The organism is Streptomyces sp. NPDC048462 (assembly GCF_043200175.1).
In the GTDB taxonomy this organism is placed as follows: Bacteria; Actinomycetota; Actinomycetes; order Streptomycetales; family Streptomycetaceae; genus Streptomyces.
In genome coordinates this window covers 249,014-260,619 of record NZ_JBICXG010000009.1, presented here as the reverse complement: position 1 = coordinate 260,619, position 11,606 = coordinate 249,014, and the positions used below count along the sequence as shown (strand labels likewise).

General features: G+C 70.2%; 7 protein-coding genes. 4 read left to right on the top strand and 3 right to left on the bottom strand.

Annotation, left to right across the window (positions count from 1 at the left end):
• Positions 1-135 precede the first annotated feature (135 nt).
• Positions 136-1,461 carry an ABC transporter substrate-binding protein gene (locus ACGFU6_RS18225; RefSeq protein ID WP_393611894.1) on the bottom strand — a complete coding sequence of 442 codons (1,326 nt, stop codon included), beginning with the start codon at positions 1,459-1,461 and terminating at the stop codon, positions 136-138.
• A gap of 817 nt (positions 1,462-2,278) precedes the next feature.
• Between ACGFU6_RS18225 and aspT (ACGFU6_RS18220) the strand changes: the two genes are divergently transcribed.
• Genes aspT (ACGFU6_RS18220) through ACGFU6_RS18210 form a run of 3 tightly spaced genes read left to right on the top strand, consistent with a single transcriptional unit; the run spans position 2,279 to position 7,343 of the window.
• Positions 2,279-3,955 (top strand): aspartate-alanine antiporter, encoded by a 1,677-nt coding sequence (gene aspT, locus ACGFU6_RS18220; protein ID WP_393611892.1) that lies wholly within the window; start codon positions 2,279-2,281, stop codon positions 3,953-3,955.
• On the top strand, positions 3,956-5,659 hold the full coding sequence (gene aspT / locus ACGFU6_RS18215) for an aspartate-alanine antiporter (protein WP_393611890.1): 1,704 nt from the start codon (positions 3,956-3,958) through the stop codon (positions 5,657-5,659).
• Between the two features lie 22 nt (positions 5,660-5,681).
• Positions 5,682-7,343, top strand: coding sequence for a bifunctional aspartate transaminase/aspartate 4-decarboxylase (locus ACGFU6_RS18210; RefSeq protein ID WP_393611888.1), 1,662 nt, complete (start codon positions 5,682-5,684; stop codon positions 7,341-7,343).
• Between the two features lie 16 nt (positions 7,344-7,359).
• On the opposite strand, the gene ACGFU6_RS18205 is transcribed toward ACGFU6_RS18210, so the two are convergent.
• Complete coding sequence (locus ACGFU6_RS18205; protein WP_393611887.1) at positions 7,360-8,052, bottom strand: FadR/GntR family transcriptional regulator; 693 nt, start codon at positions 8,050-8,052, stop codon at positions 7,360-7,362.
• 210 nt (positions 8,053-8,262) lie between these two features.
• Here ACGFU6_RS18205 and ACGFU6_RS18200 point away from each other — a divergent pair, with 210 nt between their 5' ends.
• Positions 8,263-10,050, top strand: a complete 1,788-nt coding sequence (locus tag ACGFU6_RS18200) for a 2-isopropylmalate synthase (protein ID WP_393611909.1) — start codon at positions 8,263-8,265, stop codon at positions 10,048-10,050.
• Positions 10,051-10,125: 75 nt separating this feature from the next.
• Here ACGFU6_RS18200 and ACGFU6_RS18195 read toward each other — a convergent pair whose 3' ends face one another.
• Entirely contained in the window at positions 10,126-11,604 is a 1,479-nt protein-coding gene (locus ACGFU6_RS18195) for a cellulose binding domain-containing protein (protein ID WP_393611886.1), read from the bottom strand.
• Between the last annotated feature and the right edge of the window lie 2 nt (positions 11,605-11,606).

Genomic DNA, 11,606 nt, shown 5'->3' with positions numbered 1-11,606 from the left:
GGGGGGGGGGGGGGGGGGGCCCCGGGCCCCCCCCCCCCCCCCCCCCCCCCCCCCCGCCGGGCGCCCGCCCCCGCCGGGGGGGGGGGGCCCCCCCGGGGGGGGGGGCGGCCGGGCCCCCCCCCGCCGCCGCGACCGTCAGCCGATCACCTTGTCGATCTTGTCGACCGCTGCGTCCCAGGCCTTGTCGGGGCTGGTTCCACGCTGCTCCATGTTGTTGATCTGGGTGGAGATGGCGTCCTTGATGTCGGCGTCCTTCGGGCCGAGGACGGTCTCGGGGATGGACTTGGCCTCGTCGGCGTAGATCTCACCGATCGGCGCGTCGTTGAAGTACGGAAGCTTGCCGGTCTTCACGTCGGCCAGGTCGTAGGCGCCCTTGTTGGACGGGAAGAGTCCGGTCGCCTTGAAGACGGCGGCCTGCTGCTCGGGGGCGGTCAGCCACTTGACGAGCTCACCGGCCTCCTTGACGTGCTTGCCGGCCGTCGGAACACCGAGGAAGGAGCCGCCCCAGTTGGACGCGGTCTCACCCGGGGCGGTGGTGATGTCCCACTTGCCCTTGTTGCCGTCACCCGCGGCGTCCGAGATCTGGGCGGCCATCCAGGCGGGGCAGACCACGGTGGCCATGGTTCCCTTGCGCAGCGCGGCCTTCCACGGGTCACCGAACTGGGCGAGGCCCTGGGTCAGCTTCTTGTCCGCGGCCTCGGCGGCGAGGTTCCAGCCCTGCTTGACGCTGGGGCTGTCCTTGTAGATCGGCTTGCCCGACTCGTCGTAGTACTGCTTCGCGTTCGAGCTGACTACCGCGTTGAACATGGCGCTCGCGGAGTCCATGAAGTACGTGCCCGCGGGCGCCTTCTTCTGGTACTCCTCACCGAGCTTGAGGTAGTCCTCCCAGCCCCCGGCGAACTTGGCCGCGACGTCCTTGCGGTCGGTCGGCAGGCCCGCCTTCTTGAACAGCTCGGAGTTGTAGCAGAGCGACATCGGGCCGATGTCGGTGCCCGCGCCGATCACCTTGCCGTCCTTGGTGGTGGCCTGCTTCTCCTTCCAGGACACCCAGTCGTTGACGTCGATCGACTTGCTGAGGTCGGCGAACTGGTCCGCCTTGGTGTCGACGATCTCCTTGATCCGGCCGACCTCGATGCCCTGGACGTCGGCCAGTCCGCTGCCCGCGCTCAGCTGCTGGAGCAGCTTCGGGTAGTAGTTCTTCTCCTCGGCGGTGGTGTCTTCCTTCACCGTGATGTTCGGGTGCAGCTCGTGGTACTTCGCGAAGAGGTCGGCTTCCTTGTAGCCGAACTGCCCGAAGTCGGCGACGGTCAGCGTGATCTTCCCGTTCGCATCGGAACTCTCGTCCGATGAGTCCGAGTCGCTGCTGCAGCCGGTCAGCAGCAGGGCCGAGGCTGTCAGGCCCGTGGTGACCAGAACCGCGGCTCTGCGGCTTCGGCCGGCGACGGTGCGGGTGATACGCATTCCACTACTCCTTGTTCCAGGGTGGGACTGGCGTTCTGACTGCGTGGCATTCGCGCTGGTGGGTGCGGGTGCCAGGTGGTTCAGGGGGGAGGACACGGGCAGTGCCGTTCGCACGAGAAATCCTCCTGCGATGTGGGAGCGCTCCCATGCGTCGATGTCGGAAGGTTCCTGCCTGGGAGGGGTGGGTGTCAAGAGTTGAAGACGCTTCCGTTGCGCGAGCGTGTCCTGCAAGTCACGAGACCGTGTCCGGCCAGGGGCTTGCCAAAGCGTGCGGGCGAGGAATCGGAAGAGCTTGAATTCCGAATCACCGCAGGTGGGGGGCGTGTTGGGGGTGGATCGGCGGGCGCACGACAGGCGATCGACCCCGCCGGACCGGATTTCCGGGGCCGTCCGGAAACCGCCGCCACCACCCCCGGCCGGGCCGCCGGAGCCCGACGGAAGGTGAACGGGACACCGCGTCACGGGGGCGACCTGGGGGGTCCTCGCGTTCTTTCCCCGAATCCGACGGGCGTCGCACCGGGACACACGGTCGGTCGCCGGCCGCTCGCCGGTCGGTCACCGGCCGGGCTTTCAAACCGGCGTTCGAGTGGCGGCCGGGCGGGCATTCGGGTGGGCACCGGGCGCGACCGCCCGGCCGACGAGCAGACGACGGGCGGTCGACGAGCGGCCGACGGGTGGTCGATGAGCGGCCGGCGGGTGGTCGATGAGCGGCCGACATACGGACAACTCGCCGAAAATGCCTCACACCTCACGCCCTGTTAAATTCACCACTATGTACCTATTGATCCTTTATATTCGCTCGGGTGGGTGAGGCCGGATGGGAGTCGTCCGGGACCATCCCGAGCTCGCGCTGTTCCTCTGCCTGTCCCTCGGCTACCTGGTCGGCAAGATCCGCGTCGGCCCGATCACCCTCGGCGGCATCTGCGGGACGCTGATCGTCGCGCTGCTGATCGGCACCCGGCACGTCAGCGTCAACGACGACGTCAAGACCGTCTTCTTCGCGCTGTTCATCTTCTCGCTGGGCTACCTGGCCGGGCCGCAGTTCTTCTCCAACCTCAACCGCAAGAGCCTGCGCTTCTTCGCGCTCTGCCTCATCGAGCTGGTCTGTGTGCTGGGCATCGCCTTCGGCCTCGCCAAGGCGTTCGACCTCGACGTGGGCACCGCGTCGGGCATCCTGGCCGGCGCGGCGACCGAGTCCGCGGTCGTCGGTACGGCCACCGAGGCCATCGGCAAGCTCGATGACCTGACCCAGAGCCAGATCACCCAGTACCAGGGACACGTCGCCACCGCGTACACCGTCTGCTACCTCTTCGGCCTGATCACCATCGTGCTGTTCACCAGCCAGATCATGCCGATGCTGCTCCGCATCAACCTCGCCGGCGCCTCGCGCGAGCTGTGGGAGAAGATGCGCGGCGGGGCGGCCGGTCTGGAGGAGGACGAGCGGGAGGCGCTGCCCCGTACGGTCGGCCGCACCTTCCTGGTGACGCTCGCGGACGGCCGCCGGATCGGTGAGCTGGAGGCCGGGCTGGGCAACGCCGTCACCGTCGAGGGCGTCAAGCGCGGCAGCAAGGTGCTCGACCCGTCGCCCGATCTGGAACTGACCCTCAGCGACCTGGTCCAGGTCGTCGGACGGCGCTCCGCGATCATCACGGCCGGCCGGGAGATCGGCCCGGAGACACCGGCGGTGCCGGGCCTCGACACCCCCCTGGCCACCACCCAGGTCGCGGTGACCGAGAAGGCCACCGCGGGGTCGACCATCGCCCATCTGGAGCAGACCCATCCCGAGTTCCGCAAGGACGGGGTCTACATCACCGACGTGCTGCGCAACGACCAGCACCTGCCCGCATCGGCCGAGACCACGGTCCAGCGCGGCGACGTACTGACGCTGGTCGGCGCCCGCGCCGGGCTCAACCGGCTCGTCGCGAAGATCGGTGCCGTCGTCAAGAACGACACGACCGACTACATCTACCTCGGCCTCGGCATCGTGGCCGGCTCGCTGCTCGGCCAGATCGTCGTGCGGATCGGCGACATCCCGCTGTCGCTCGGCACCGGCGGCGGCTGTCTGATCACCGGGCTGCTCTTCGGCTGGTTCCGCTCCCGCAAGCAGACCTTCGGGGCCTTCCCGCCGCAGGCCGCGAACACCCTGAAGGACCTGGGCCTGGCCGTCTTCATCGCCTGCACCGGACTGACCGCCGGACCGCAGGCCTGGCCGCTGCTGAAGGAGTACGGCGCGCTGCTGCCGTTCGCCGGCATCGCCATGGTGCTGATCCCCGCGTCCATCTCACTGATCGTCGGGGTGAAACTCCTGCGGATCGAGAAACCGCTGCTCATCGGAGCCATCGCGGGACAGCAGTGCTCGACACCGGCCATCACCTCCATCACCCAGGTCGCGCAGAGCTCCGTACCGCTGCTCGGCTACACGATCACGTACGCGCTCTCGAACTTCCTGCTGCCACTCACCGGACCGATCCTCGTCGGCGTCCTGGGGGCCTGAATGATCGATTTCCTGAACCGCAACATCTTCACTCCCCATCCCGAGCTGCTGGTCTTCCTGGTCGTCGCGTTCGGCTTCCTGATCGGGAAGATCCGATACAAGGCCATCGCGCTCGGCGCGGTGACCGGCTGTCTGGTCGCCGGCCTGGTGCTGGGCGCGCAGTTCAAGGTCCAGATCGACGGCACGGTGAAGAACCTCTTCTTCATCATGTTCCTGTTCGCCCTCGGCTACCGGGTGGGGCCCCAGTTCTTCCGCGGGCTGCGGAAGGACGGACTGCCGCAGGTCGTCAACGCGGTCGTCGTCTGCGTCACCGGCCTGCTGGTCTCGTGGCTGTTCGCCGTCATGCTCGGCTACGGACCCGGGCTCGGCGCCGGCCTGATGAGCGGCGCGCTCACGCAGTCCGCGGCCATCGGTGTCGCCCAGGACGCCATCGGCACCCTGCCGGGCCTCTCCGCCGCGCAGGTGAAGTCCGAACAGAACCTGGTGGCGGTCGGCTACGCGGTGACGTATCCGCTCGGCACCATCCTGTGCGCGATGCTGCTCGCCAACGTACTGCCGAGGCTCTACCGCAAGAACCTCGCCCGGGAGAGCGCCGAACTGGCCGCCGAGCTGGACGCGCCGAACGACAGCCCGGACGAGGGCGAGGGCTACTACGAGACGGTCCTGCGCGCCTACCGGGTCGAGCGCCCCGATATCGTCGGCCGCAGCATCGGGGACTTCGAGACCCAGCAGCAGGCACTCGGCCGGCGCGTCTACATCACCCAGGTCCGGCGTGAGGGAACGGTCCTGCCGCAGGCCCAGAACCTGGTGCTGCGGGACGGCGACACCGTCGCGGTCAGCGCGCTGCGCCACGACCTGGTGGACTTCGACGCCCGTACCCACGTGGGCGCCGAGGCGGACGACGTGGCGCTGCTCGGGTACCGCACGGAGACCCTGCACGTGGTGGCCTCCGAGAAGGCCCAGCTGGGGCGGACGGTGGCGGAAGTGCGCCGGGAGCCGTTCATGGCCGGCGTCTACATCGAGAAGATCTACCGGGCGGGCGCCGAATTCCCCTTCCGGCTCTCCACCCCGGTCGAGCGCGGCGACACCCTCGTGCTGACCGGTCCCGAACGGCTGGTCGGCCCGGCGGGCAAGGAGCTCGGCAAGCCGGTGCCGACGAGCTTCGCCACGGACATGATCTGGGTCGGCCTCGGCATCTTCCTCGGCGGCTGCATCGGCATCCCCGCGCTGACGGCCGGCGGGGTGCCGATCTCGCTCTCCACCTCCGGCGGCGGCCTCATCATGGGCCTGGTCTTCGGCTGGATCCGGGGCAAGTACCCGACGTACGGGAACGTGCCGCCGGGCGCCCAGTGGTTCATGGACACCCTCGGGCTGTGCATGTTCGTCGCGGTGGTCGGCATCAACGCCGGTCCCAGCTTCACCAGCGGGCTGTCTTCGGCGGGCTGGGGACTGCTGCTCCTCGGCGCCGTCGCCACGGTCGTACCGCTGCTCGTCGGCTTCCTGGTGGGCCACTACATCCAGAAGATCAGATTCCCGATCCTGATGGGCGTGCTGGCCGGCGGCCAGACCACCACGGCGGCGATCGGCGCCATCAACGAGACCTCGAAGTCGCAGATCCCCACGCTCGGCTACACGATCCCGTACGCCGTCGGCAACGTGCTGCTGACCGTGTGGGGCGCCGTGATCGTGATCCTCAACCACTGAACCAGAACACGGGAGCGCAGACATGCCCAAGGCCACCCTCAGCCGTGCCGAGATCCGGTCGTTCGCCCAGCTCAGCCCGTTCGAGCTGAAGGACAAGTTCATCGCCATCGCCCAGTCCGAGCAGAGCGACAAGCCCGGCCAGAAGGGCAAGGCGATGCGGGCCATGCTCAACGCGGGCCGCGGCAATCCCAACTGGATCGCCACCGGTCCCCGGGAGGCGTACCACGCGCTCGGCTACTTCGCGCTCTCCGAGTCCCGGCGGGTCTGGACGGCCGACAACCTGGGCGGGATGCCCGAGGAGGCCGGCTGCGCGGAGCGCTTCGCCACCTTCGTCCGCACGCATCCGGAGCTGCCCGGGATCGAGCTGCTCCAGGCGAGCGTCGATCTGGCGGTCAAGCGGTTCGGCTTCGTGCCGGACGCCTTCGTCCACGAGCTGGCGGACTCCTCGATCGGGGACAACTACCCGGTGCCGGGACGCATCCTGACGCATGTCGAGCAGGTCGTGCGCGGGTACGTGGCCGACGAGATGTTCGACCACCGGCCGCCGGAGGGACAGACGCTGAGCCTGTTCGCGACCGAGGGCGGCACCGCGGCGATGTGCTACATCTTCGACTCGCTGATGAAGAACGGAATCCTGCACAAGGGCGACCGGATCGCCCTGATGGTGCCGGTGTTCACGCCGTACCTGGAGATCCCCGAGCTCGACACGTACGGCTTCGACGTCGTCCGCGTCGAGGCGAACCTGTTCACCGAGACCGGCGTGCGGCAGTGGCGCTACCCGCCGGAGGAGATCGCCAAGCTGGCCGATCCCTCGGTCAGGCTGGTCTGCTGCGTCAACCCGAGCAACCCGCCCTCGCTCGCGCTCGCGCCGAAGGTCGCCGAGCAGATCGTGTCGATCGTCGCGGACGACAACCCGAACCTGATCGTGGTGACGGACGACGTCTACGGGACCTTCGTCGAGGACTTCCGCTCGCTCGCCGCCGACCTCCCGCGCAACACACTCCTCGTGTACTCCTACTCCAAGCACTACGGCGCCACCGGCTGGCGGCTCGGCGTCATCGGGCTGCACGACGACAACGTCATCGACGACCTGCTGCGGGCGCAGGACGCGGCGCAGAAGGCGCGGCTGAACAGCAGGTACGGGACGCTGTCGCTGGATCCGGAGAAGATCCGGTTCATCGACCGGCTGGTCGCGGACTCCCGGCAGGTGGCGCTGAACCACACTGCGGGCCTGTCGCTGCCGCAGCAGGTGATGATGACGCTGTTCTCACTGTTCGACATGCTGGACGAGGGCCAGGCGTACAAGGCCCGGATCCGCTCGATCGTGCAGCAGCGCCTCGAACTCCTGCTGGAGGGCGCGCACATGAAGATCTCCGAGGACCCCAAGCGGGCCTCGTACTACATCGAACTCGACCTGCTGGCCGAGGCGGAGCGCACCCTGGGCCTGGAGTTCGCCCACTATCTGGAGCAGAACTACGAGCCCGTCGACCCGCTGTTCAGGCTGGCCGAGCAGACCTCCGTGGTGCTGCTGAACGGCGGCGGCTTCGACGGCCCCGAGTGGTCGGTCCGGGTCTCGCTGGCCAATCTGGACGACCTGGACTACCTGAAGATCGGGCACCAGCTGCGGGCGATCTTCGACGAGTACGCGCAGGAGTGGCGGGACTCCGGGGCGGGCGCGGCGTAGCGGCGGCCCCGGCGGCTCAGACGGCGCGCAGGCGGGTCAGGGTGTGTTCCAGCTCCGCCTGCGCGGCCCGGCCAGCCGACTCCGCGTCGCCCGCCACGACCGCGGTCACCAGCGCCCGGTGCTGCGCGTGGCCGTGGTCCGGGTCGGCGCGGCGCAGTCCGAGCAGGTCCACCAGGTCGATCAGGGCCTGGCGCAGCGCGGGGGCGAACTCGCTGAAGAGATCGGTGAGTACGGGGTTGTGGGCGGCGGCCACCACCGTCCGGTGCAGGGCGATGTCCGCGTCCACGAAGCCGGCGTCGGGCCCGGTGCCGGCGGCCAGCCGGGCGGTGAGCGCGGCGTCCAGGGCGATCAGGTCCTCGTCGGTGCGGCGCTCGGCGGCGAGCCTGGCGGCCTGGACCTCGATGAGCATGCGGACCTCGTAGACGTCGGTGACGGCGGCCCGGCGCAGCCTGGCCGGCCAGTCCTCGGCCGCGTGGTCGGCGATGACGAAGACGCCGGCGCCCTGCCGGGACTGGAGCAGGCCGAGGGCGGCGAGCGTGCGCACGGCCTCGCGGACGGTGGAGCGGCCCACGCCCAGCGTCCTGGCGAGGGTGGTCTCGCCGGGGATCTTCGTGCCGACCGGCCAGTGGCCCTCGGTGATCTGCGCGCGCAGATGGCTCGTGGCCTGTTCGACGAGGGGGCTGGGGCGGAGCGGGCCGAGCGAGGACACGGATTCACCTGTCAGGTTGTCTGAGGACTTGGTTTCTGGCTACTGTACCGGCCATGACGTACCGCGGTCTCCTTCTTCTCGGCTGCCGCGGCGGGGCCTGAAGCGATCGGCACCCCGCCGCGGGGTGCCGTGCTGTGCCGGTCGCGTCCGGCGATGCGAGAAGAGACCCCGTTCATGCCCGAGTTCATGCCCGAGAGCACATCGGCTCCGATGCCCGAGCCCCTGTCCGCGCCCACGCCTGACGCCCCGGCACCGGCGTACCGCTTCCCCACCATCTGCACGCCGCGCGGGCCGGTACCCGGGAACGCGCCCCGCTGGAACCGGCAGCGTGCCGGCTCGATGCCGTCGCACCGCTACCGGTCCGCCTTCGACCGGGTCGAGATCCCGCTGACCGGGCGGAGCTGGCCGCAGGCCCGGATCGAGCGGCCCCCGCTCTGGGTTCCCGTCGACCTGCGGGACGGCAACCAGGCGCTGGCCGAGCCGATGGACACCCCGCGCAAGCGCCGGATGTTCGATCTGCTCGTCGCGATGGGCTTCAAGGAGATCGAGATCGGCTACCCGTCCGCGAGCCGCACCGACTTCGGCTTCGTCCGGCACCTGGCCACGAGCGGGGCGGTGCCGGACGACGTGACGGTGGTCGTCTTCACCCCGGCCAGGGCCGATCTGATCGAGCGGACCTTCGAGTCCGTCGCGGGCATGGACCGGGTGGTCGTGCACCTCTACATCCCGACCGCCCCCGTCTGGCGTGATGTCGTCCTGGGACGCGACCGGGCCGGGGTGCACGGGGTGGTGCTGGACGCCGCGCGGCTGATGGACCGCCTCGCGGCGGCCAGGCCCGGCACGGACATCCGGTTCGAGTTCTCGCCGGAGGTCTTCGTCCTCACCGAGCCGGACTACGTACTGGAGATCTGCAACAGCCTCACCGAGCTGTGGGACGCCTCACCGGACCGCCCGGTGATCCACAACCTGCCCGCCACGGTGGAGATCGCGACGCCGAACGTCTACGCGGACCAGATCGAGTACATGCACCGCCATCTGGACCGGCGCGACTCGGTGATCCTCTCCGTCCACCCGCACAACGACCGGGGTACGGGGGTGGCGTGCGCGGAGCTGGCGGTGCTGGCGGGGGCGCAGCGCGTGGAGGGCTGCCTGTTCGGCAACGGGGAGCGCACCGGCAACGTCGACCTGGTCAACCTGGCGCTGAACCTGCACGCGCAGGGCGTCGACCCGATGATCGACTTCTCGGACATCGACGAGATCCGCCGCACGGTCGAGCACTGCAACCGGCTGCCGGTGCCGCCGCGCCACCCTTACGGCGGCGACCTGGTGTACACCGCGTTCTCCGGCACCCACCAGGACGCGATCAGCAAGGGGTTCGCGCACCACGCGCGCAGCGGCTCCGAGGTGTGGTCGGTGCCGTACCTGCCGATCGACCCGGCGGACGTGGGGCGCAGCTACGAGGCGGTGATCCGGGTCAACAGCCAGTCCGGCAAGGGCGGCATCGCCCATCTGCTGCGCGGCGGCTACGGGGTCGACCTGCCGGTCCGGATGCGGGCGGACTTCTCCCGTACGGTGCAGGACACGACGGACGACAGCGGGCTGGAGGCCACGCCGAAGGACCTGTGGGAGCTGTTCGAGGCGACGTACCTGGTCCCCGGACGGGACGGGGCGATCGCCCTGACGTCCTGGTCGGCGGAGCGCGGTCCGGCCGGTGGCACGCGGTTCGTCTGCACGCTGCGGGTCGACGGGCGGGAGGGCGACTACGAGGGCACGGGCGCCGGCACGGTGTCGGCGTTCACGGACGCGCTGGCGGCCGCCGGGGTGGCGGTGACGATCCTCGACTTCTCGGAACACGGGGCGGACGCCGCGTGCTCCTCGGTGACGTCGTACGTGGAGTGCCGGGTGGACGGCGAGGTCCGCTGGGGGGCGGGCCAGGACGCCTCCGCGCTCGCGTCGTCGGTGGCGGCGGTGCTGTCGGCGGTCAACCGGGCGCGGTAGCCGCAGGGGATGGGGGCGCACCCCGGCCGGGTGTGGGGGGCGTGGGGACCGGCCGGGATGCGCGGGGGGTGGTGGCTATTCGTAGGCGCCGAACGCCTTCGTGAAGGCGAGCGGCTCCTGCGTGATCGAGCTGCACGAGGCGTCGGCGGTCGGCTTCGCGCCGCCGGCGCACTCCTTGTCGCGGGTGCCCGACCACATGGCGAGCCAGGCGAGGCCCTTCTCCTTGGCGAACGCGACCAGCTGGGTGGCGTCCTCGACCTTGAAGATCTCGGTGCTGACGTCGTTGACGCCGATCATCGGGGTGACCGCGACGGCCTTCCATGCGTCCGCGTCGGAGAGCCCGAGCACACCCTTGATCTGGGCCTGGGTGGCGGTGGCCGCCTGGATCGCGTACCCGCCCATGTCGCCGCTGTACGAGGCGCCGTAGTCCATCGCCATGATGTTGACGGCCCCGACGTCGACGCCGTTCTTCTTCGCGTCGGCGACCAGGTCCACGCCGGGCTGGGTCAGCCCCTCGGGCATCACCGGCAGGGTGAAGGAGACGTCCAGGCCGGGGTGGTCCTTCTGGAGCTGGGCGATGGCCTGGGAGCGGCGGGAGTTGGCCGCGGTGTCGGGGAGCGCGCCGCCCTCGATGTCGAAGTCGACCTTGGTCAGCTTGTACGCGTCCACGACCTTGCCGTAGGCCGCGGCCAGGTCGGCCGCCGAGGTGCAGTTCAGGGCCAGCTCGGAGCCGGAGGCGCCGCCGAAGGAGACCCGGACGTCGCCGCCCGCCGCGCGCAGGGCGTCGATCTGGGAGGCGACCTGGTCGTCACCGAGGCCGGTGACGCCGCCCCAGAGCGGGGCGCAGCTGCCGCCGGAGGTGATGAAGGCGAGGTTGTACTGCTTGACGCCGGTCTTGGCGGCGGTGCCGGTGAGGTCGAAGGCGGGGTAGAGGGAGGTGTCGACGTACGGGGCGAAGCCCGCCCCGCTCGCCGTACCGCCGCTGCCGCCGCCCGCGTCGGTCTTCGTGGGGGTCGGTGTGGGGGTGCCGGCCGGCGGCTTCGTGGGGGTGGCGGACCCGGTGGGGGTGGGGGCCGCGGTCTCGGTGGGGCGGCCGCTGGGCTCCGGGGTGGCGCCGGTGTCGACGGAGCACCTGGCGTCGTCGATGAGGCAGCCGGTGGGGTCGGCCGCCTTGTCGTCCGAGGCGGTGACGAAGCCGACGGTGACGGACTTGCCGGGGGCCAGCTCCTTGTTCCAGCTCGTCGGGGTGACGGTGACGTGGTTACCGCTGACGGTGTGTTCGCCGTTCCACAGCGAACTGATCCTGGTGCCCGCCGGCAGGTCGAACTCCAGCGTCCAGCCGGACTTGGCGCTGTCGGTGTCGTTGGTGACGACGTACTGCGCGGTGTAGCCGCCCGTCCAGCCGCTGGTCCTGGTGTAGGCGGCGCCGACCGCCGATGCCTGAGCCGTGCCGGTGAGGGCGAAGACCGTCCCGCCGATCACGGCCGCGGCGACGACCGCGCCGATCGCCTTGGTCCTGGTGCTCGCCGTGCGCCGGTGCGTGCTGGTGCCCATCG

Coding starts and splice junctions, on each gene's coding strand:
- aspT (WP_393611890.1), top strand. CDS start 3,956: ATGATCGATTTCCTGAACCGCAACATCTTCACTCCCCATCCCGAGCTG.
- ACGFU6_RS18200 (WP_393611909.1), top strand. CDS start 8,263: ATGCCCGAGCCCCTGTCCGCGCCCACGCCTGACGCCCCGGCACCGGCG.
- ACGFU6_RS18210 (WP_393611888.1), top strand. CDS start 5,682: ATGCCCAAGGCCACCCTCAGCCGTGCCGAGATCCGGTCGTTCGCCCAG.
- ACGFU6_RS18195 (WP_393611886.1), bottom strand. CDS start 11,604: ATGGGCACCAGCACGCACCGGCGCACGGCGAGCACCAGGACCAAGGCG.
- ACGFU6_RS18225 (WP_393611894.1), bottom strand. CDS start 1,461: ATGCGTATCACCCGCACCGTCGCCGGCCGAAGCCGCAGAGCCGCGGTT.
- aspT (WP_393611892.1), top strand. CDS start 2,279: ATGGGAGTCGTCCGGGACCATCCCGAGCTCGCGCTGTTCCTCTGCCTG.